The following is a 20,428-nucleotide window of genomic DNA, read 5'->3' as shown; positions in this document are numbered from 1 at the left end:
AACCACAGAGCAACACCAGAAAAGCCACTCAGGTGAGATTTCTGCACCAGAATAAATAGGAGCACAGAAACTCGCGTTGGGAGGCGCAATTCTATGATCCACCACATCGTTATTATCACCACCCTTGTCCTAGCCACCCTTGGTCTCACCATGCTCCGAGATTGGATTGATGACTACAGATGGCGTCAGAATATGGGACGTCAGTATGGCGCGCTTAGGTGCCTGCGATGACCCGCGACGAAGCACGAAAAGCCCGCGACCTCCTGCGTGTCGAACTGAACGCAGTCAGGAAACGCGACGAGGCGATCACGCACATTCTTTACAGCAACGGCAATTACCGCACGAGCGTGACCATCGAGGAGCGCGAAGCTCTCCTTGCCGAACACTCAATCGTCTGGCGGGAACGATCGCGCCTTGCCCGCTTCGATCGCGCCTACAATGACATCATCGCCTACAGACCAGATGCTAAACTCGATCCAGCAGACCGCGACCACGAGACCCGCTGGGAGGCATGGGACGGGCAGGATTGGAAGCAGGAGAAGGCCGAAGCGGCGCAGGCTTGGCTTGCTGAGGTGGCTGCATGAGCGCCGTCACACTCGAAATGCTACTCGACCGCTTCTACGGTGAGATTGATAGGCTGTGCCAGTTGCAAGACCAGCCCGCCACGAGAGCCGCAATCCTGCAACTCACACCCGCGATGGCGCTGCTCTATCTGCCTGAGGGCAACTCCGCTTGGAACGCGGCCAAGGTCTATGAGCTATTCGCGGCGGGCGACCCAAAGGGTGCAGTGCTGTTTAAGCTACAGCATGGTGGTGCCCTATGAAGCGGCTCGTCTCGTTCCCGCATATCGCAGTCGTGTTCACCGCCTACAATGACCATGCCTCCGATATGGTGTCGTGGTGTGAGGCTAATGCCAAGGGCCGCTGGTATGAGCCTATGGGCGGCGACCACGAGTTTCAGTTTGACGAGGTGCTCGATGACGGGTCCGATCAGGATACCACTTACGCCCACTATTTCGTCTTCCGCGAAGCCTCAGACCTCATGCTGTTCAAGCTGACGTGGGGTGGTGCATGATCGTTCTTCCACCACCTACGTCTATTCGTCCCGCTGACGATATCGCTGCCATGCTACGTGGGCTTGCTGACGACGTAGAGACAGGCGCGGACATTCTGAACCTCTTTATCGTGATCGAGCATGAGGAAGAGGACGATGCAGACGTGCGGGTCTTTGGTCCGTGCGACGATCCTTATCGCGTCGCCGGCTTTCTGACGAAGGGCGCAAGAGACGTGCTGCCATGAAGACAGCGCACCTATTGCAATGACAGACCTCCACAAAGTCAGATTGAAATATCCAGCAGTGGCTTGGTCCGACATGGCGTTCGCGCAGCAGATTGGGAAGTCGCAAGCCCGCTACCTCAACAGCGATGCGGCCCTCCAGAAATTAGCAGAGATATATGACTGGCTAGAGCAGTCGGATCGCAAAACCCATTACGTCAACGTCTATGACAACACGGACGACGACACAGGGCATGGCGAGCTTATCGTCGTCCTGAACGACCGAAACACAGCCCTCATGATGAAGCTGGCGCTTAGTTAGGCGTCCAATGCCTTCAACCTCCCGACGAGCCGGTCACGCCGCTGCTCAATCGTCGGCTGGTATTCGGCGCGCTCCTCCGGTTTGAAGTCGCCAGCGTGATTACCTGGCCCTGCCATCCAGCCCGGCCCATTCACGACGCGCAGATCGCGGCAATAGCGGGCGATCGCCATAAAATCGTTTCGTGCAACCCTCGCCTCGTCATCATGCCAGACGTCGTGGTCACGCTCCAACGTGGGATAGCGGGCTTCCATTCCCCCACCCTGAGCGCGCCCTGTTCCAGCAGGATCGAGGCGATTTGGTTCGCGGCGTAAATGAGGTCCTTGATTGAGCGACCCTTTGCAGGCGCGATCACGATAGGCAGCTCGCCCTTCAATTCCTTACTCGCCCGCCCCTGAGCAAACGCGAACGCCGCCACGGCATAGAGGACGAGAAACCCGGCCAGAACATAGAACGCAGGAAGCCACCGCTTGAATGCGTCCGCGACCTCGCCGGGTTTGTGATCGGCCATGACGGGGATGGCTACGACGACGACCGCGCCAACAAAGCTGAGGACCGCTTTCCGATTAGTCAGCAGGTCCATTCATCGCTCCACCCCGTTTTGCCCAAGATGCCCTCCGCGAACGTGCGAGTAAACCACTCAGATAACTATCTGGGTGACGGACAAAAAGAAAACAGGCCGACCCCGAGGCATCAAGGCGATCCCAAGGCGGCATCGCACTGACTTACCAATTTGCAGCGTAGAGGGATGCACAAATCTCAGGAAAGGCGGTCCCGCTTATTGCCACACTCATCAGGCAGTCTGGCAAAGACAACGCCGCCGCGAACGAGTAGCAGCGGGCCTTATTATCCCCATCGTTGTCCCTGCAAAGCTGATCGTTAGACCCGATGGCTATGTTCATGGATACGCGCCCGATCATCCCCTAGCAATGACGAGCGGCTACGTCCTGCAACACAGGCAAATCGCCTATGACAAATACGGACCGGGTGAACAGGAATGCCACTGGTGCAAAACGGCTCTTGAGTGGAAAGCGGTTGAGATAGACCACTTGGATTGGAACCGGGCTAACAACGCACCGGACAATCTCGTCACGAGTTGCACAGATTGTAACGTGGTTCGCAAAGCACCTAAGGCGGATCGCCTTGCCGTGGCAATCGAGGAGCGAACTAAGCTGCGAAGCCTAGTCAGGCGATTGAACGACTAAAAGGGCACGTCGTCGTCTATCTCGTCAGCGAAGCCAAACCCGCCAAACCCAGTAGGGGCTTTGGGTAGAGCACCAGCGGGCAATTGGGTGTTGGATGCAATGAAGAGATTGAGGATATCGTCACGGTCCATGAACATGATGCGACTGCGCTGTTGGGGTGCGAGATTGCGAGCCAGCCACATTTGCGCCGACTTGGTGATCTTACCTCCAGCGACAATGAATGCGTGATCGACAAGCCGAGTGCTGTTGAACTCGGGGTCCCAAACGGGGCTATCGAGCATCATTAAAACCTGATTGTGTATGACGGCGATGTTCGTGTTGGGGCCATCCCGCTTTGTGCTGTCCGCGCTGGCGTCGAGCTTGCCCTTTTTGACCTGCAAACCAAAGTAGAGCATGTGCTGGCTTGGCAACATGAACCTCATCCACACGTCCTTGCCGTGCTCTAGGTTCTTGTCCTCATGCCCAGCAGCCGTGATCCTATGATAGCCGAGTTGCCGATAAAGAGGCAGAAGGACCTCCTCGATAAGCTGGTCCTCAGAGCATGTATCTAGGTATGACGATAGTTGATCACGTCGAGTTATCTCTTCGGCAGTAAAGGGCTTATGGGGATCGGGCTTAGCCGAGATTGTCTGAGAACCGATATGCTTGAAATAGAGGTGGTCGTCATCGCCATAAAAGGCCTCAAACCCCTCTCGCTTCAACGGCACATTCAGGGCCAATAACGCCAATGCACGATCGGGATCACCCTGTGCGGCATCCTCTTTAATCATCATGCCACGCAGCAAAGCCACGAAGTCGTCGGGTAGCTGGTTTGGACGTGCGGGGGATTTTTCGAGAATTTCCTCGATTGTTGATTGCCACTGAGATGTGACCCGGGGGCGCTATAAGTTTCCACTGAGAATTGACCCATGTTTCCCTCCCCTCCGGCTGTCAGTCGGAGGGTCTCGGAGTGATCAACATGGACTTACTCAGTGTGATCCGCCGATGGCATTTCCGGCAGGAGATTTCCATTCGGGAGATCAAGCGACGGACCGGCCTATCGCGCAACACCATTCGCAAATACCTGCGTTCCGATGCGGTGGAGCCCAGTTTCAAAGTTCCGGTGCGCCCCAGCAAACTCGATCCCTTCGCGGACAAGCTGTCGGCTTGGCTGCGGGTGGAATCCAAGAAATCCCGCAAGCAGAAGCGGACCGCCAAGCAACTCTACGTGGATCTAGTGGAGCTGGGTTACGATGGCTCCTATAACCGGGTGGCCGCCTTTGCCCGCCGATGGCGGACCGAGCTTCAGTATGAACAGCAGACCAGCGGACGCGGGACGTTCGTTCCTTTGGTTTTCCAGCCTGGCGAGGCCTTCCAGTTCGACTGGAGCGAGGATTATGCCGTGCTGGACGGCAAAGTGACGAAACTGCAGGTCGCTCATACCAAACTCGCGCATAGTCGCGCCTTCATCGTCCGAGCCTATCTGCTTCAAACCCATGAGATGCTGTTCGACGCGCTGACGCAGGCATTCCGGGTGCTGGGCGGTGTGCCGCAGCGCGGCATCTTCGACAACATGAGGACCGCTGTCGACAAGATCGGGACGGGGAAGGCGCGGCAGGTCAATGCCAGGTTCGCTGCAATGGCCAGCCATTACCTGTTCGAGACCGATTTCTGCAATCCGGCTTCAGGCTGGGAGAAGGGTCAGGTCGAGAAGAATGTCCAGGATGCTCGGCGCCGGTTGTGGCAACCGATGCCCAGCTTCCCTGGTCTGGCTGAACTGAACGCTTGGCTGGAAGCTCAATGCATCGCCCAATGGAGCGAGATTTAGCATGGCGTCATGCCCGGCACTGTGGCCGATGTGCATACCGAGGAGGCGTCCTGCCTGATGCCGCTGGGCCGGCCCTTCGATGGCTTTGTCGAGCAGATCAAGCGCGTATCGCCAACCTGCCTTATCGCCTTCGACCGCAACCGCTATTCGGTGCCTGCTTCGTTCGCGAACCGTCCGGTCAGCCTGAGGATTTACCCGGATCGTCTTGTCATAGCGGCCGAAGGCCAGATCGTATGCGAACATGCCCGGCTTATCGATCGTTCTCATAACAAGCCGGGACGCACAATCTATGACTGGCGGCATTATCTGGCGGTGATCCAGCGCAAGCCCGGCGCCCTGCGCAATGGTGCACCCTTTCTCGAGATGCCCGAGGCTTTTCGGGAGTTACAGGGCCATCTGCTCAAGCGCCCAGGCGGCGACCGAGAGATGGTCGAGATCCTGTCCCTGGTTCTTCATCACGACGAGCAGGCTGTCCTGAGTGCGGTTGAGTTAGCCCTGGAAGCTGGTGTCGCCACCAAGACCCACGTTCTCAACGTGTTGCACCGACTGATCGATGGCAAGGCGCCTCCAGTAGCGCCGATCGATGCGCCTCATGCACTGCGTCTGACGCAGGAGCCCGAGGCCAATGTCGTTCGCTATGACAGGCTGAGGGAGATCCGCCATGCGTCATGACCCTGCCAGCGCTGCGGTCATCGTCATGCTGCGCAGCCTCAAGATGTTCGGCATGGCTCAGGCCGCCGACGAATTGATCCAGCAGGGCGCGCCTGCCTTCGATGCTGCCTTGCCGATGTTGGCTGGGCTCCTGAAAGCAGAAATGGCCGAGCGGGAGGTCAGGTCCATCGCCTATCAGATCAAGGCGGCCCGCTTCCCGGCCTACAAGGATCTGGCTGGCTTTGATTTTGCCGCCAGCGAGATCAATGAAGCACTAGTGCGTCAGCTTCACCAGGGCGACTTCATGGAAAACGCCGACAACGTCGTGCTAATCGGCGGGCCCGGAACCGGCAAAAGCCATATCGCAACGGCGCTGGGCGTCCAGGCTGTCGAACATCACCGCAAGAAAGCCCGCTTCTTCTCCACGGTCGATCTCGTCAATGCGCTTGAGCAGGAAAAGACTTCGAACCGATCCGGCCAACTGGCAGAACGCCTGCTACGCCTCGACCTGCTCATCCTTGATGAGCTGGGCTACCTGCCCTTCAGCCCATCAGGCGGCGCCATGCTCTTCCATCTGCTCAGCAAGCTGTACGAGCGCACCAGCGTCGTCATCACCACCAACCTGAGCTTCAGCGAATGGTCCGGCGTGTTCGGCGATGCCAAGATGACAACCGCGCTGCTCGATCGGCTTACCCACCACTGCCACATCCTGGAGACCGGAAACGATAGCTTCCGCTTCCGCGCCAGCACCGCTGCGCCCAAATCCAGAAAGGAGAAGCCAGCATCTTGAACCTGCCGGTCATCGGCCGCACATAACCCATACCCACCCGGGTCACTTCTCAATGGAAACCCCGGGTCACATCTCAGTGGCAATCAACACCTTAATGTAGTCGTCACGGAAAAAGTCGAGCTTACGAATAACGAAGGCGCGAAGCGACTCCCATCGTTTGCCGCGCTCGAACGTCTTAAAGAAAATCCATTCATGCCCGTTGGTGATCGCAGCAAACTCGCATCCGGTATCGATGCAATAGGTCCGCACCTGCTGCATGGCATCCTTGATATTGGCATCAGACATGAGCTGCTGGATGCCGATATAGGCGAAGCGCTCGTTCGCGTTGTGGGCGATCGGCAACGTGAAGAAAATGCCTGATCGCTTCGCTTCGACAAAGAGGAGATCGTCGCCATTTGACTTCTTGAGCACATAGTCGGCGAAACCGGGGCGGATATATTCTTCAACGGAGGTGCGGTTTCGCGGCCAGCCGAGGATGTCGTGCAGGACCACGTCAATGACTTTGTGCCGCGTTTCGGCTTCATTCTCGGCTCGGCCGTCTAGTTCGGACGCGGTTTCGAAAAGCTTCTTCAAAGCCTCGTCGGTGTTGCTCAATGTTATTTCCCCCAACCGGTCCGGCAAGCTCACCCAGCATTATTCTGCGTGACGTCGCACACTCTGAAGCATCTTGTTCCGAACCTTCAAGTATCCGACCTTCCTTATATTTCCTGCTGGCGCAGGCCAACCCGTTTCGTCCGAAAGGATCCTTTCTGGATGCAGATTTTGCCCGTCTCAGCGATGTAGGGGCGCCCATAGCTGGTCGACCGAACGCAGTGTTTCCAACGGCCGAGCGACGCACGCCAATGCCGTCGATGTCATGGGTGGCAGCTCTCTCCCTGACGGCAACAGAAAGAGGCCTGTCAGCAAACGGCCAGACTTGCCATCACTGGTCCCCACCACCCCATCCCGCTATCGATATTCCAGCACATCCCCAGCCGGTCCGGACCCGGCCGCCGCACGCCCAGCCGCTCCGGCCCAACTGCCCAATAGCAGGAGCCCGAGAATGTCCCTACCCACCGGCCTGTACAAGATAGCCTTCACCTCCACCTACGGCACCGACTTTGGCGTGCTGGTCCTGCAGGAGGGCGGCAAGCTGCGCGGCGGCGATAGCGGCAACGCCTATGTCGGCACATATGAGGAGGACGGCGACGTGCTGACAATGCAGGTCAGCGTGACGCAGCATCGGCCCATTCCGGGCGTTGTCAGTGTCATCGGATTCAACAACGTGGTCGTCGAGATGGCGGGCAGGGCCGACGACGGCGCGCTGCGGATGCGCGGCACCTCGAAGCAGGTGCCGGGTGTGCGGTTTGACGCGCGGCTGACGCATATTGCGGATTAAGCCGTTTACCCACTCCATTGCTTCGACATACGCCGCTAGAACTGGAGCTGCGCGCTACCCATGTTGACGCAGGAGCATGGAAGCAGCGCCCCACGCACCTGACCCTGAGTCAGCGTCACGCGGGCGCGATGCTGTTTACAGCGGCCACGTCATGATCGTCTCTCACGCCCTCAACGCGCACCCTGCGGCCTAGCAGACGGTCGTGGCGGCCCAAGGCCAGCAGTTGCCACTGCCCGCCGTCCAGCATTTGTAGGATCAGCTGAGGACCGTCCAGCAGCAAGCCGTCCAGGGTTATGGGTCGTTCGCGGGACGTGAGTTGGCGGGCCTGTTACGTTGTTACAGTGCGTCAGGAGATCGAGACACCTCTGTAAATATGGCGATCCTGCTAGCCTGATCCCCTCATTAAAATCGAATGTCGACAGGAGGTATTAACGTAACAACGTAACAGAAGGTCGACGTGATCGGCTTTGCATGGCTGGTTTGCGCCCCATCCCGAACGTTTAACTCATTCAATGATGACCTCCCAACCTGTCGATTACTTAGCTCATGGAAGTGAGAAGCACCTTGCATATAGATACCAACTGATTCATGTGACTTTGGCACTCGGAAAGGTGCTGTCGGGAGATTTGTAGAACATGCCTCTTGAAAATGTCACCATTGGACGAGTTTGCCTGCATGAGGTCCACCGCCGTCCAGAGGAAGGCCCTCAACTGGTTCCCACTTTTGGTACTGGTCTACTGGCACTCGATGCGGAAGCCGAGGCCGCATTTCGCAGTAGGGTTGCGTGTTTCGGAAAATCCCGGACAGTTATTTCACTAAATCGCGGACAGGCATTTCGGTAAATACGGGACAGTGATTCCGCTAAATCCCGGACAGGGTTTGGGACAGGATCAAGGTTAGGTTTTGTGATGCGCCGCTCTGGCATTGTTGCTCCTCATCGTTGCGATGGGAGGGGTGATGCCAAGGCGGAAGCAGACGAGACGAACCGACGTGAAGGACATGCGATCGATCCTCCGGCTGACCTACGATCAGGGTTTGTCGGTACGGGCCGTGTCAGAGCGGCTGAAGCTTAGCAAGACGACGGTGTCGACCTATTTACTGCGGGCGCGCGAGGCTGGGCTGACAGGCTGGCCGTTGCCGGCCGGCTACGACGATGACACAGCGATCGAACGGTTGGTGTTCCGCCGTGTCGGCCGCCCTCCTCAGGATCTGGGCGAGCCGGACTGGCCAGTGGTTGCGCGGGAGATCAAGCGCAAGGGCGTGACGCTGGTTTTGCTGTGGCAGGAATATCGGGCTGCCCATCCCAACGGCTATGGCTATACTTGGTTTTGCGATCGGTTCCTGTCCTTCCAGCGGCGGACCCATGTCAGCTTTCGCAATCGGCATGAGGCTGGAGCTGTCCTGCAAACCGATTATGCTGGGCAGACTGTGCCGCTGATCGATCCTGTGACCGGCGTCATCACCCAGGCACAGATCTTCGTAGCGGTGCTGGGTGCTTCATCCTTCACCTTCGCAATGGCTAGCTTGAGCCAGCAGTTGCCGGACTGGATCGACGCGCAGTGCCGGGCATTGGCCTTTGTTGGCGGCGTTCCGCGCGCGATCGTGTGCGACAATCTGAAAGCGGGCGTTGCCAAAGCGCTATGGTTCGAGCCCACGCTCAGCGCGACCTTTGCGGCGATGGCCGAGCATTACGATACGACGATCCTGCCTACCCGGAGCCGGCGGCCGCGCGACAAAGGAAAGGTCGAGGGCGCAGTGTTGATCGTGGAGCGCTGGATCCTGGCGCGGCTGCGCAATCGGCGCTTCTTCAGTCTGGCGGATCTCAATGCCGCGATCGCAGACTTGCTGGTTGATCTCAATGATCGGCCCATGCGCCATGTCGGCAAATCCCGTCGCGCAATCTTTGACGAGATCGAACGGACGGCATTGGCAGCGTTACCTACGTCGGTGTTCGAATATGCCGAGTGGAAACGCGCCAAGGTCCATCCTGATTATCATGTCGAGGTCGACAAGACCTTTTACTCCGTGCCGCACGGACTGATCGGTCGGCAGGTCGATATCCGCCTGACGCATCGAGTAGTCGAGATCTTCTACGATCATGCGCGGGTCGCCAGCCATATGCGGACATCGCAGCGCCGTGGGCACGTTACCGTGAATGAGCACATGCCCAAAGCGCATCAGCGCTACGCGAATATATCGCCAGCGAGCCTGATCGAGCGCGCCAGGAAAACGGGTCCTAACACAGCGACGTTCGTGGAAAGGCTGATGGTCGACAAGCCGCATCCCGAGCAGGGCTATCGCTCCGCCATGGGCATCCTCTCGTTGGCCCGGCGCTACGAACGCAATCGGCTTGAAGCCGCCTGCGATCGGGCGCTGGTGATCGGCGCTGTCACCTACTCATCCGTCAACGCCATCCTCAAGGCCGGGCTCGACAAGATCCAGCCGGCAACGGGGCCACTCAAACCGACACCGGCGCACGGCAACATCCGTGGTGGGTCCTATTATCAATGAAGAAAGGACGATCTTGTGCTGACGCATCCTACCCTTGATCAAATGCATAGCCTGGGGCTAGCAGGCATGGCGGCCGCATGGCGCGACATTGCCGAGCAGGACACCGCTGGCGATCTGACCCGAGACGAATGGCTCGGGCTCATGCTTGACCGCGAGATCGCCACTCGCGCCGATCGACGGCTGACCAATCGTCTTGCCAGCGCGAAACTGCGCTTTGTCGACGCCTGTGTCGAAAATATCGACTTCGGGGCGCACCGCGGACTGGATCGCCGCAATATCCTCTCTCTCGCACAGGGCGCCTGGCTCAAGGCAAATGAGAATCTCATTATCACCGGCCAAACCGGCACGGGAAAAACGTGGCTGGGATGTGCGGTCGGGCGACAGGCAGCGCGCCAGGATCACTCCGTCTTATATCTGCGCATGCCGCGACTCTTCGAGGATCTTGCTCTTGCGCGCCTCGACGGTCGCTTCCCACGCGTCGTTGACAAGCTTGCCCGCGTTCAGCTGCTCATTCTGGACGACTGGGGTACCCATAGCCTCAACGATCAGCAACGCCTTGATCTACTCGAAATCTTCGAGGAACGGTATCGCCGTAGATCCACACTCATCACCGCCCAGCTCCCGGTGGCGGCCTGGCACGAAATGATCGGCGAGCCCACGATCGCCGATGCTATCCTCGACCGCATCGTCCACAATGCCCATCGCATCACGCTAAAAGGTGACAGCATGCGGCGACAAAAAGCTCCGCATGGCTTGACCCAGGACGCAAATATCGAAATCACTCAACCATGACAGCAACCAGGCATCCACTGCCTACACCAGCTGTCCCGGATTTACTGAAGCGCTTGTCCGGGATTTAACGAAGCAGCTGTCCGGCTTTTGCGAAATACGCAGTAGGGTCGTAGCCGCCTTCAAGAGCACTGCTCAGTGCATGGAGATGGACATCCGGGAATTTGGGCCGGGCAGCGCGCTCGACATTGGCGCCGAGCTCGTCAAGCAACGTGACCCACAATTCATAAATCAGTCCCGTCAGTTTGCCGAAGCACTCGCAACCGCCCAGATCTCACGTCAAATACCAGGCGGTCTCATGGTTGTCTTCGATGGCACGTTGGGAAATCCAGCAACCCCATTCTTTGGCCTGATGAAGGCGGAGTTGCACGAGGGATTCGTCAAAACAGCCAACCTACAGGCTCGCTTTGTGAACGACCTGTTTTTGAGTCCGAAGACAAAACTGTACAAAATTGGCATCTTCATCAGTGATGGGGCCAATCCGCGACCTGCTCTTCCGGAGGGCTGGCGAACTGTTGTTTACGACAGCGCGATGTCCGCGTCGCATCGAGATGCAGCAGCCACATATTTTTATAGCAACTTCCTTGGGCTGAACATTCCAGAAAACGCTGCTCATCAGGTTAAAAAATTCTTTGAAGAAACAAAAGCTTTTATCAAAGCGCAGAATATACCCGAAAAAGACAAGGTTGATCTGTACAATGGTCTGTATGCTTATCTGAAGATAGATAAGGGGAATACCATCCAAACATCGAGATTCGCCAAAACATATATGGCCGCTGATCTCGGTGACGACTACCTTGCCCATATGAAGCGCAAGCGCTTCCCGGCAGCTGCGATCGCCAAAGACATTTCCGAACTCTCTGGCGTTCTGCGTTGGCGGAAGTTCAAGTTTCCTCGCGCTATCACGCTCTCGGGACCGCCGGACGCTATTAAGGATTTGGTGACCGTGGATTCGGTCAACGGAGACGGTGGGCAAACATGGACCCAGATTACGGTTCGGGCACAACTGCAAAGCCAGGAATGAGCAAGGAGTCTGATTTCCTTAACAGGTGGGCTTCTGAAAAGCCCGCCTACGAGGCATGGGGTCGCCTGATTTCGACAGCGGTGCAACAGGAGTTGGCGCCGCTGATCACCCCGGTTAATGTGGGCTATTTTCTTCGTGTTGCGGTCGCCCCTCGTGCGAAGGATGACCTGAAGCTCGTCGAAAAAGCCTTCTATCGAAACAAGAGCTACGGGGACCCATACGCCGACATCACCGACAAGGTCGGTACTCGTTTCGTGGTCCTGCTCGGCAGCGATATCCGCATGGTCGAACGCGCGCTCGCCTCAATACCAGGCTGGACTTTATCGAAAGACCGGGACTATGAAGAGGAACAAAAGAGGAACCCTCTCGCATTTGACTATGCGGCGGTCCATTTTGTCGTTCGCCCAGATAATGATATCGAGTTCGAGGGAATTCAAATTCCCAAAAACACGCCATGCGAAGTCCAGATCAAGACACTCCTACAGCATGCCTACAGTGAACTGACACATGATACCATATATAAGCCACAAATTGCCGCTACCCACAATATGCAGCGCAATGCTGCAAAAGCGATGGCGCTTCTCGAGGCTACCAATGATTACTTTGAGAAGGTTTCAACGGATGTCAGCGCAGCCCTCGCTTCTGTCAGGCGGATGACGGCTGATCTCTCCACAATTTATCGTAATATTATCGGCTTCGAACCTAAGCCGACTGTGTTGGAAGGCATGCTCCTTAGCGCTTATGAAACTGTCGCAGGCGACGACCACACAGGAACGCTAAGGCAGTTCATTGAGGAGAATCCCTTCGTCGCGGATCGGATCAAAGCTCATGTCGCCGATAGAAATCCCATTTTCAGCCAACCATCTGTCCTGCTTGCATATTACGCAGTTTACCGATCCGTTCGGAAGGCGACGTCCGTATGGCCGCTCACGCCAAGGGAGATGGAGCCGCTACTCAATGATCTCGGCGAAAGCGTAAACTGAAGCAAAGATCAAGCATCGGCATCGTGGGGAGGTTTCACGCATCGATACCTACGGTGACACCGCCTTTCGATGCCCGATAACAACGTAAAAACGTAGCTAAAACTGCCCCACGCCCCCGAAGCATCCGCCCCCGCCATAACAACCCTTGTCCCCGCGCGTTGTCTTGCCTAATCCAACCATAATCGACATTTACCACAACCTCGGCCGCGAGGAGGCCCGCCGCCGCATGGCCAAGGGTGTTGGCAAGCTCGCCTCTCATATCCCCGGCGGCGCGGCTACCGTCAAACACTCCTGGCCCAGCGCCGACCGCCTGGCGCTGACCGTGGCCACTATGGGCGTGGAGGTGCAGTGCACGGTAGACGCAGAGGATGCCCGGCTTCGCGTCACGCTGAAACTGCCTGGGATGCTTAGCCTAATGGCAGGGCCAATTGCCGCGATCGTCAAGTCACAAGGCGAGAGGCTGATGCTGGGTGACGGGACGGCAAAGGCCTGAGCCAACCGCCGAGTTAAGGCCGGGCAAACATCCCCGCCCCAACGTCAGGCCCGTTTTCGCCTTGCGTAAAGCAGCGCCGCAACGATTGCCGCTGACCCGATGCCTACCGCCGCGCCCAGAACGCTGACGGGTCCAGGCGACAGGCCTGCCGTCTTGCCGTCCTCGGCGTTGGCCGAGAGTGGGTCTGCCTGCAAGCTCTCTGCGTGCGGCGCGGGGTGGGCTGGATAGGGCGGCGTGCTGCCGGGCGGAACGGCGGGCTTGTGGGTCATGATGCCTCTCTAGTTATTAAGAGGGTCAACGATGCGGAAAGCGGGCGGTTGCCAGCTTTTGTCTCAGGTCGTCGCTCCAAGCGCGCGTTACATCACCGTCTCGGTCTTGGCGTTCATGTATATCTTGTTGGCGGCGGTCATGCCTCCGCAGTATGTAAAATATACGGGCTCGTCGCGCTGGTTCACCGACTTAACCCAGCCGCCCTGCTCTTTAAAGTCCCCAGCGGTGCAACGGCCCTTGGCGATCAATTCCCGCGCCACCTTTGCGAACGCCGCGCGATACTGAGTGAAATCATCGGAGTCGGCGACGATTCTCTCGTCATCGCTCGCCGACTCGGCTGGGTCAGCTGGTCGTGTGGCCGAAAGCTGGCTTTCTTTTACCCACTCCGCGAACTGCCCATTCTTGATTCCATTAGCGGTGGTGCAGGCGGCATTGCCCTTGTCCACATACTGGCTCTTGCCATTCATGCACGACGCGTCGTAGACCTTGGTTACCCGTACCCAGCCGTCCTTGATTTCCATCGGCGTCGCGGCCTCTCGAAAAAACAGGCGTCCGACGATGCCGCACTTGTCGGAGGGACAGGAATGGCGGTCTGCATATTGGGTAGTCACCCAAAGCTTGCCCGCATCCGTGGTTGACTGCGTTGCTTCGGTCGACTCGACCGCTGTGTCGTTCTGCGGGGGCTGACTGCAGCCAGCCAACATGAAGCTCGTAGCTAAAATTACAAATCCGCGCATTATTCGCTCTCCCCCGGCTTTACATCAGCGTCGACGCGGCGGCTGTCCACGTCAACTAGGCCGGCTACTATTTCCGTCATGCGGGGGATGATATCGCTCTACTTGGTTCTCCCTTTGACTGCGCGCCAGAGCGTGGCCACGCTGGTCAGCACTGCCGCCACTCCGAGAAGAAACGATCCGTCGATTATCACCATTGCCGACTCCTTTCTTGTCCTGCATGTTCGCTATATGTTCTCATGTAGGAAAGAATGATTCTACGATGTGCGTCTCGATCCATCCCATTCCAGATAGCGTGCGGCTGAAGGTCAGCGGTGACGTGGAAACGGTGCTGACGGTGCCGCACGACACTGACGAGCGTTTCTTGGTCGGCCTTAGCGACGGCACATTGTTGCTGGGCTGGTACGACGACGACATGCGGTGTCGGTGGGAAGTAGCGCGCGACGGGGCGGGCATCGTCCGCTTCGACGGCGATCTGGCCCGCTTGGGGTGGAGGGTCGAGTGGGTGACGGTTGCGACCTTCGATCCGCGCGTTGTCGAGCCTGATGTTCCGCCAGCGCTGCCGCTGTTTCCCGACCTGGACCGATGGGCGGCTTAGGTCTGCTACGCTGTTACGATACGTCAGGAGATCGACAAGCGTCCTGTGAGGGGTTGGGAAGGTAAGCTTCCAAGTCTCCTCATTAAAATCGAATGTCGATCAGGGCTAACAACGTAGCAACGTAACAGGCCGTCCAGGATTTTAGGCGGCTGCTATTTCACGGTGAGTGATCCGATGGCAGTTGGCACAAAGGCACATTAAGTCGGCCAGCCTTGTCACATGCCCCATCGCCATGGCGGCCACCTGAACCTTGGCGTGGTGCACTTCGATCACCGCGTCGCCGTGCTGACCAAGTTCCTGACTCGGCACCATTTTGCATCGCTCGCACTGGAGGTATCCCAGCTGATCGATCATGGCCCTTCGCTTGGCCGCAGCCAGAGCCGGTCTGCGTTCACGCTTAAGATGAGTGACCAATCGCTGGTTTCCTTCCGCCGCCGCAAGATCGGGATCGACGGGGACAGAGGGTGGCGTCACCGCCTGACCCTTGGTAACGATGGGGTAACCGGCCGCCTCTAAAATCTGAAAACAAGGGGTACCGAGACCTGCAGAGAAGTGGCCGGGAAACGCCACAATGCCCAGCGCTTGCTCCAGCGCAAAGCCAAATACCTTCTTGGGCGCGAGTCGCTCGTCGCTGGGCCCAAGCAAGTCAAAGTCGCGGGACGGCGCGAAGTTAGGCGCGTCGTCGCCCTTCAGCAGCCTTGCGACCGCCTTGTCCACGTGCTCGGCAGTGACTTTTCGCAACTGCTCGGTCGGAAGCCTGGAAACAGACGCGCTCTCCAGATCACCTGTCCCATTGGCGACGGTGACCAACTGACTCCTTGTGAGGCCGGCGACCACGAAAAGCACGCGACGCCTAGCCCCGTTGCTAGAGCTGTTTGCGTTCATGGCCCGCACCAGCGGGTTAAAGCGCTCTTCCACTGGCCCGCTACGCGGAAACGCGAGGCGACGTTGGTTCAGCGGCAGGTGGTGCACAGGCGCACTGTCTAGATACGCCTCATAGGGGTGGCCGGCCTTATCCAGCCGCGTCAACAGCAACTCCATAGCTTCCCGGTAGTCCCGGTTGCGATCCACGCCGCTGCGGCTGTGGACGATGATGCCCTGCTCGTCGGCCTCGACGCGGGCGTTTAGCGGTTGGCCGGCAGCGGTGCGCATGACGATGGGCGTTGGCATTTTTACCTTGTCGCTGGTGACGCCCGTCAAAGCAATGATGCTGTTCAGCTTGCCCTATCACTTGCAAAGCTTCCGCCAGCGCGCCTAAGGTCAGCCGGCACCCGCGACACTCGGGTGTGGGGCTTAGTAACCTCCTTTGAGACACCTCGGTCACCAGATTTTGGAGGCCGGGTGGCATGCGCGCATGTCCAGCCGGCTTGCCGGTAAAGGCGCATGCGCTCGTTGTCTCAGCGGGTTACTAACATCCGGCTTGGCCGTCGCCCCGAACTAAACATTTGGGGCGGCGCCGAACATGGGGTTACTAGCGTCGTCCCTAACAGGGGACGAGCATGATCAGACTTTCCATTGCATTATCAGCGGCTGCCGTTGCCATTACCTGCGCCCAGCCAGCTAGCGCCGCAGAGCGCAAGGTGGGGCAGAAGCCCGAGCCTGGTATAGAGGCCACGGTCACCGTGGGCACGCCGCTGCTGGAGAAGTACAACATGGTGGCGGTCACCGCACCGCGCCTGCGCGACGACCTGGCGGTGCCCCTGGGCATCCAAGGCAAGATCGTCATCCCCAATAATGCCGTTTTTCGGGTCACGCGCGACAAGCCGCTCAAGGCCTGCACCGTGGCGGAGGACACCTATGTGGACCACTTTGCTGGGCCGCGCGGCGCTGCGTGTCTGCAGGACAGCGACGGGGATGGGAAGTTCGACAAGGCCTCTGCCGAAAGCGTCTTGTTCACCACTAAGAAGATTTAACCGCCCGCACCCTACGATCTGGTGGACGCGCCAGCCGCGCCCGGCAGCGACTATTTCCGTCAGACGCTCGTCTATCTAGGCGCGGCGCAGGGAGTGTTGCGGCTCAGCTATCGTGAGTTCTCGCACGACATGGCGCGGCCCGCCTTTACCGAAGAGCTGTCCTTCCCCCTGGAGGCCACATATCCGCAGACCATCACGTGGCGCGACACGCGCATTTCGTTATTGGGCGTCAGCAACGCTGGCCTGCGCTACAGGGTGGAACCCGGCCAATGATCGGCCTGCTGCTCACCATCATGGGCGCAGTACTGCTGTTCTGCTTCCTCTCGCTCCGAGCGACCAACGAAGTCCGCGACAAGGCCGCAGCCCGGTCCAGCGAGGCTAAAGCGGACGAAGACCAACACCGCTTGTATGAGGAGAGCCTGAGGCCGAAGTGGCCGGTCGTCCACGCCGGGCGCAGCCGGCCGGAGCGGGAGTACTTCATGATCAGCGCGGATCGGACCCGCTTGCGGTGGACGCGGGTGCAGCTTCGCCCGTCCTACTCGGTAGTGGAGGAGCGGGAGGTCCATCTCGACACTGTGCTGTCGGTGGAATTGCAGCAGTCCAGCCGAACAGTGATGCGGCTGGAGACGCAGGCCGTGACTAGAAAGTCCGGCGCGCTGGGGCGTGCGGTGGTGGGCGGCGCGCTACTGGGCGGAGCTGGCGCAGTAATCGGTGCTGCGACGGCTGGCGGCAAAACTACGGCAACCACAAAGAGCAAGAGTCACACTCGCGATGGGCCGACCTATGTTGTCATCGGTACCACCGACCTTGAGCGGCCCATGCTCAAGGTCAAGATGAGCGGCGTCACGGCTGGCGAGGAATGGGTCCATAGGATCAAAGCGTCGCTAGAGATGCAAAAGGGTGATCGCCTTTGACGCTTGACGGTCGTCGAGAAATTCGAAAATCGACATCGACAGATCGACGCGGGGGCAACCGAGCGTGCCGGTCCCCGCACAGGTAATACCCTGACTAGGTACCATGCGCATTTCACGATAGAAATGCGGTAGACCGTTCCGAAATCGAAACAAAGGAGTTGCAACTGTCTGGCATCCGGGCATCGAATGTTCGCCACCGAGACTGTGGCGCACCGTAGACTGGAGCGAACAGCATGACACAGACCGCAGCCCAAGCCGCGCGCAAGACCCTATCCACGCGTCTGGGCACCAGCCCGAAGACCCTTCACCGCAAGGCAATGGCCAAGGCCGCCGCCGCGCCCGCGCCCGCGCCCGAAGGTGGGGCGCTAGAGGAGCTGTTTCCCACGCCGCCAGTCGGTGCCGACGTTGGTCCTGTTCCCGGCCATGCCGCGCCGCCTGCTGTCGCCACGGCAGTGGCTGAACACGCGCAATCCACCGACGACAGCGCCTTCACCGCCGACGGGGCGGCCGCCAGCGCCGAACAGGCATCAGCAGCGCCCGTCGTCGATATAAAGGAGTCGAGCGCCGCCGCTGCGCTGGCCGCCGAGCCTGCCGCAACTCCCCCCTCCATCGTTGTCGAGGATCAGTCGGCACCCGCTGCGCCCGCGTTGCCCGCATTCGCGTCGTCCTGGTCTGACGCTGACGAAAAGGCGTTTCAGGCCATGTCGGCGCGTCGCAAGGCGGCTGGTTTCCAGCGTCGGGGCCGCGACGTGTCGGCGCAGCGCATCCGGCTTGGCGCTATCCAGCCCAACGCCAACACCGTTGTCGCCACCATCGTCGCCATCGTGGGGGAGAAGGGCGTGGTTACCAGAGGCGAGCTGATCGACCTGATGGCGACCGCCACCTTCGCCAACGCCAAGGCCAAGCCAACAGACCGCGACTGGTGCACTGGCTATATCGCTGGGGCCGTGCGTGACGGGTTCCTTTCGGCTCAGAATGGGGATGGCGTGGGCGAATGCTCGCCCGACCAACAGGCGGCTCTGGCGTAAGGCGAGGACTCGCCCGATGGTCGCCATCGTCGCCTATTACAGGGTCTCGACAGACAAGCAGAATCGCTCTGGATTGGGGTTGGACGCGCAGCGCGCCGCTGTCGAGGGTTACGGCCTGGGCGGCGGCCATCGCATCGTCGCAGAGTATGTGGAGGTCGAGTCTGGCAAGCGGGCGGATAGGCCAGAATTGGCAAAAGCTCTGGCCGCGTGCAGGCTCCACCGAGCAACGCTGTGTATTGCAAAATTGGATCGGCTGAGCCGCGATGTTTTGACCATCGCGACGCTTATGAATGGTGGGGTGGATTTTGTTGCGGTCGATATGCCCCATGCCAATCGGCTTACTATTCACTTACTGGCGGCCATCGCCGAGCACGAGCGGGAAATGATCAGCCAGCGGACCAAGGCCGCCCTTGCCGCCGCCAAAGCACGCGGCGTGCGGCTGGGCAATCCCAATGGGGCGGCGGCGCTGCTGCCAGGATGCAGGGAGGCGGCGGCAAAAGCTGGAGCCTTGCTTGCCCAAAAGGCGGATCAGCGGGCCATCCAGATTATGCCGCTGCTGCGGCAGCTTGAGGCGGATGGTTGCACAAGTGCCAGGGCGATGGCGCATGCGCTTAATCTGCGAAGCGTGCCCGCGCCCAGCGGTCGCCCGCTGTGGTATCCCGAGCAGGTGCGTCGCGTGATGCGGCGGGGCGCAAATCTGGAGCGTGCGGATTGAAATGTCGGTTGCTGGGCATCGTCGCCCTATTCGCTATCGTTAGGATCGCGATCTGCTTACGCGGATGTGGGCAACGGTATCCCCCGATTCCCGTCTCAAATCAGCCTACCTCCACACCCTTCCAAAAGGCGACCCGACCGCGGATATTCTCCGCCGCGGATTTCGGATCGGGGTAATACCAGGCGGCGTCGCGATTCTCCGCTCCCTCAACCTGCAGGCTGTAGTAGTGCGCCGTTCCCTTCCACGGGCAGACGGTTGTCGTCTCGCTCGGCTGCAGGAACGCGGAATTAACGGCGTCGGCGGGAAAATAGTGATTGCCCTCGACGATGATCGTGTCGTCGCTGGTAGCGATCACCGAGCCGTTCCATCTTGCTTCGACCATTTTCACTCTCTTCCAAACTTCCCAGGTCGGGCGCGCCGCAGCGTGTTTCAAGGAGTGCCGCTCCAGGCCAGTACCCAGCCGAAAGAGCGGACGGTCGAGAATCGACCACTTGCGGACATGACGGACACGCCTTTAGATGCGCGGATGGCTGATGCGATCCTTACGCTAGACCAAATGGATAACGACGTGATGTTCTACCATCATGCGGATGAACGTGCATATTTCGAATGGCTTGAACGTATACCGTGCGTGGCAAGCGTAAAGGGTGAGGGTTCGAGAGGGTTGGTCGTCAAGCTAAAGCGCAGGCCGGGTAATGATGACTTGCGTCAATTTCTTGCGCTAGCCTACCGATACAAGCTCGACATGAAAAAGTTTGCCAAATTCGAGACGGAGACCAACCGTGAGTGGTTCCGAGATCGTCGAATGTTTTGGTATAAGCATGTCTTCTCCGATTGACGTATAAACAGATTTTACGTCCGCTTCCCACCCAACGTAGCCTTTCCAGCGGCCGGGGATCGAACCCGGCACCCCGTCCGTCGACGAAGACCATTGCAATGGTGCGTCTACCAATTCCGCCACGCTGGCTTGGCAGGAATAGCACGTCTTCCACCTTTGGGGAGCGGACAGTCTGAAGATCGCCAGTCATCAAT

General features: G+C 58.9%; 26 protein-coding genes, 1 tRNA gene and 1 pseudogene. 20 read left to right on the top strand and 8 right to left on the bottom strand.

Annotated features, from left to right (window positions below; translation table 11 throughout):
- Positions 1–227: 227 nt before the first annotated feature.
- The 5 genes from U5A82_RS06215 to U5A82_RS06195 are packed head-to-tail and all read left to right on the top strand — an operon-like array spanning position 228 to position 1,596.
- Positions 228–584, top strand: a complete 357-nt coding sequence (locus tag U5A82_RS06215) for a hypothetical protein (protein ID WP_326289489.1) — start codon at positions 228–230, stop codon at positions 582–584.
- Complete coding sequence (locus U5A82_RS06210) at positions 581–823, top strand: hypothetical protein (RefSeq protein ID WP_326289488.1); 243 nt, start codon at positions 581–583, stop codon at positions 821–823. The genes U5A82_RS06215 and U5A82_RS06210 overlap by 4 nt, the downstream gene beginning before the upstream one ends.
- Entirely contained in the window at positions 820–1,074 is a 255-nt protein-coding gene (locus tag U5A82_RS06205; RefSeq protein ID WP_326289487.1) for a hypothetical protein, read from the top strand. Before U5A82_RS06210 ends, U5A82_RS06205 begins: the two co-directional genes overlap by 4 nt.
- Entirely contained in the window at positions 1,071–1,298 is a 228-nt protein-coding gene (locus U5A82_RS06200) for a hypothetical protein (protein ID WP_326289486.1), read from the top strand. Before U5A82_RS06205 ends, U5A82_RS06200 begins: the two co-directional genes overlap by 4 nt.
- A 19-nt stretch (positions 1,299–1,317) precedes the next feature.
- Complete coding sequence (locus tag U5A82_RS06195) at positions 1,318–1,596, top strand: hypothetical protein (protein WP_326289485.1); 279 nt, start codon at positions 1,318–1,320, stop codon at positions 1,594–1,596.
- A 130-nt stretch (positions 1,597–1,726) separates the two neighbouring features.
- On the opposite strand, the gene U5A82_RS06190 is transcribed toward U5A82_RS06195, so the two are convergent.
- Both U5A82_RS06190 and U5A82_RS06185 read right to left on the bottom strand, forming a co-directional pair.
- Entirely contained in the window at positions 1,727–2,176 is a 450-nt protein-coding gene (locus tag U5A82_RS06190; protein ID WP_326289483.1) for a hypothetical protein, read from the bottom strand.
- Positions 2,177–2,794: 618 nt separating this feature from the next.
- On the bottom strand, positions 2,795–3,589 hold the full coding sequence (locus U5A82_RS06185) for a hypothetical protein (RefSeq protein ID WP_326289481.1): 795 nt from the start codon (positions 3,587–3,589) through the stop codon (positions 2,795–2,797).
- A 167-nt stretch (positions 3,590–3,756) separates the two neighbouring features.
- Between U5A82_RS06185 and istA (U5A82_RS06180) the strand changes: the two are divergent.
- Positions 3,757–5,277: pseudogene (istA, locus tag U5A82_RS06180) on the top strand (IS21 family transposase).
- Positions 5,267–6,046 carry an IS21-like element helper ATPase IstB gene (gene istB, locus U5A82_RS06175; RefSeq protein WP_326289479.1) on the top strand — a complete coding sequence of 260 codons (780 nt, stop codon included), beginning with the start codon at positions 5,267–5,269 and terminating at the stop codon, positions 6,044–6,046. Before istA (U5A82_RS06180) ends, istB (U5A82_RS06175) begins: the two are co-directional and overlap by 11 nt.
- Positions 6,047–6,112: 66 nt before the next feature.
- On the opposite strand, the gene U5A82_RS06170 is transcribed toward istB (U5A82_RS06175), so the two are convergent.
- Positions 6,113–6,640: a hypothetical protein gene (locus U5A82_RS06170; RefSeq protein ID WP_326289477.1), complete on the bottom strand. Its 528-nt coding sequence runs from the start codon at positions 6,638–6,640 to the stop codon at positions 6,113–6,115.
- A 448-nt stretch (positions 6,641–7,088) separates the two neighbouring features.
- Here U5A82_RS06170 and U5A82_RS06165 point away from each other — a divergent pair, with 448 nt between their 5' ends.
- Entirely contained in the window at positions 7,089–7,424 is a 336-nt protein-coding gene (locus U5A82_RS06165) for a GrlR family regulatory protein (protein WP_326289475.1), read from the top strand.
- Between the two features lie 115 nt (positions 7,425–7,539).
- Here U5A82_RS06165 and U5A82_RS06160 read toward each other — a convergent pair whose 3' ends face one another.
- On the bottom strand, positions 7,540–7,704 hold the full coding sequence (locus U5A82_RS06160) for a DUF5818 domain-containing protein (RefSeq protein WP_326289473.1): 165 nt from the start codon (positions 7,702–7,704) through the stop codon (positions 7,540–7,542).
- Positions 7,705–8,381: 677 nt separating this feature from the next.
- Here U5A82_RS06160 and istA (U5A82_RS06155) point away from each other — a divergent pair.
- From istA (U5A82_RS06155) to U5A82_RS06135, 5 genes are all read left to right on the top strand, one after another.
- Positions 8,382–9,935, top strand: a complete 1,554-nt coding sequence (istA, locus tag U5A82_RS06155) for an IS21 family transposase (RefSeq protein WP_326287824.1) — start codon at positions 8,382–8,384, stop codon at positions 9,933–9,935.
- 42 nt (positions 9,936–9,977) lie between these two features.
- Positions 9,978–10,727, top strand: a complete 750-nt coding sequence (istB, locus tag U5A82_RS06150; protein ID WP_442802142.1) for an IS21-like element helper ATPase IstB — start codon at positions 9,978–9,980, stop codon at positions 10,725–10,727.
- 139 nt (positions 10,728–10,866) lie between these two features.
- Complete coding sequence (locus U5A82_RS06145; protein WP_326289471.1) at positions 10,867–11,748, top strand: nucleoid-associated protein; 882 nt, start codon at positions 10,867–10,869, stop codon at positions 11,746–11,748.
- Positions 11,703–12,731, top strand: a complete 1,029-nt coding sequence (locus U5A82_RS06140) for a GTP pyrophosphokinase (protein WP_326289469.1) — start codon at positions 11,703–11,705, stop codon at positions 12,729–12,731. Before U5A82_RS06145 ends, U5A82_RS06140 begins: the two co-directional genes overlap by 46 nt.
- A 145-nt stretch (positions 12,732–12,876) precedes the next feature.
- Positions 12,877–13,224, top strand: a complete 348-nt coding sequence (locus U5A82_RS06135) for a polyhydroxyalkanoic acid system family protein (protein ID WP_326289467.1) — start codon at positions 12,877–12,879, stop codon at positions 13,222–13,224.
- A gap of 356 nt (positions 13,225–13,580) precedes the next feature.
- Here U5A82_RS06135 and U5A82_RS06130 read toward each other — a convergent pair whose 3' ends face one another.
- Positions 13,581–14,231 carry a hypothetical protein gene (locus U5A82_RS06130; RefSeq protein ID WP_326289466.1) on the bottom strand — a complete coding sequence of 217 codons (651 nt, stop codon included), beginning with the start codon at positions 14,229–14,231 and terminating at the stop codon, positions 13,581–13,583.
- Between the two features lie 259 nt (positions 14,232–14,490).
- On the opposite strand from U5A82_RS06130, the gene U5A82_RS06125 reads away from it, so the two are divergent.
- Complete coding sequence (locus U5A82_RS06125; protein WP_326289464.1) at positions 14,491–14,826, top strand: hypothetical protein; 336 nt, start codon at positions 14,491–14,493, stop codon at positions 14,824–14,826.
- Between the two features lie 141 nt (positions 14,827–14,967).
- On the opposite strand, the gene U5A82_RS06120 is transcribed toward U5A82_RS06125, so the two are convergent.
- Entirely contained in the window at positions 14,968–16,026 is a 1,059-nt protein-coding gene (locus U5A82_RS06120) for an HNH endonuclease (RefSeq protein ID WP_326289462.1), read from the bottom strand.
- Between the two features lie 299 nt (positions 16,027–16,325).
- On the opposite strand from U5A82_RS06120, the gene U5A82_RS06115 reads away from it, so the two are divergent.
- The 5 genes from U5A82_RS06115 to U5A82_RS06095 all read left to right on the top strand — a co-directional run bounded on the left by U5A82_RS06115 (position 16,326) and on the right by U5A82_RS06095 (position 19,396).
- Positions 16,326–16,739, top strand: a complete 414-nt coding sequence (locus tag U5A82_RS06115) for a hypothetical protein (protein WP_326289460.1) — start codon at positions 16,326–16,328, stop codon at positions 16,737–16,739.
- Positions 16,740–16,760: 21 nt separating this feature from the next.
- Positions 16,761–17,012 carry a hypothetical protein gene (locus U5A82_RS06110; protein ID WP_326289458.1) on the top strand — a complete coding sequence of 84 codons (252 nt, stop codon included), beginning with the start codon at positions 16,761–16,763 and terminating at the stop codon, positions 17,010–17,012.
- Positions 17,009–17,653, top strand: a complete 645-nt coding sequence (locus U5A82_RS06105; protein ID WP_326289456.1) for a hypothetical protein — start codon at positions 17,009–17,011, stop codon at positions 17,651–17,653. The genes U5A82_RS06110 and U5A82_RS06105 overlap by 4 nt, the downstream gene beginning before the upstream one ends.
- 233 nt (positions 17,654–17,886) lie before the next feature.
- Positions 17,887–18,681: a hypothetical protein gene (locus tag U5A82_RS06100; RefSeq protein ID WP_326289455.1), complete on the top strand. Its 795-nt coding sequence runs from the start codon at positions 17,887–17,889 to the stop codon at positions 18,679–18,681.
- A 16-nt stretch (positions 18,682–18,697) separates the two neighbouring features.
- Positions 18,698–19,396 (top strand): recombinase family protein, encoded by a 699-nt coding sequence (locus tag U5A82_RS06095; protein ID WP_326289453.1) that lies wholly within the window; start codon positions 18,698–18,700, stop codon positions 19,394–19,396.
- 100 nt (positions 19,397–19,496) lie between these two features.
- On the opposite strand, the gene U5A82_RS06090 is transcribed toward U5A82_RS06095, so the two are convergent.
- Entirely contained in the window at positions 19,497–19,778 is a 282-nt protein-coding gene (locus U5A82_RS06090; RefSeq protein WP_326289451.1) for a DUF427 domain-containing protein, read from the bottom strand.
- A 117-nt stretch (positions 19,779–19,895) separates the two neighbouring features.
- On the opposite strand from U5A82_RS06090, the gene U5A82_RS06085 reads away from it, so the two are divergent.
- Positions 19,896–20,234 (top strand): hypothetical protein, encoded by a 339-nt coding sequence (locus U5A82_RS06085; RefSeq protein WP_326289449.1) that lies wholly within the window; start codon positions 19,896–19,898, stop codon positions 20,232–20,234.
- Between the two features lie 44 nt (positions 20,235–20,278).
- Here U5A82_RS06085 and U5A82_RS06080 read toward each other — a convergent pair.
- Positions 20,279–20,362: transfer RNA gene (locus U5A82_RS06080), tRNA-OTHER, on the bottom strand.
- Positions 20,363–20,428: the final 66 nt, after the last annotated feature.

The organism is Sphingobium sp. CR2-8 (assembly GCF_035818615.1).
Lineage (GTDB): Bacteria > Pseudomonadota > Alphaproteobacteria > Sphingomonadales > Sphingomonadaceae > Sphingobium.
This window is presented reverse-complemented; position numbering and strand designations above follow the sequence as displayed.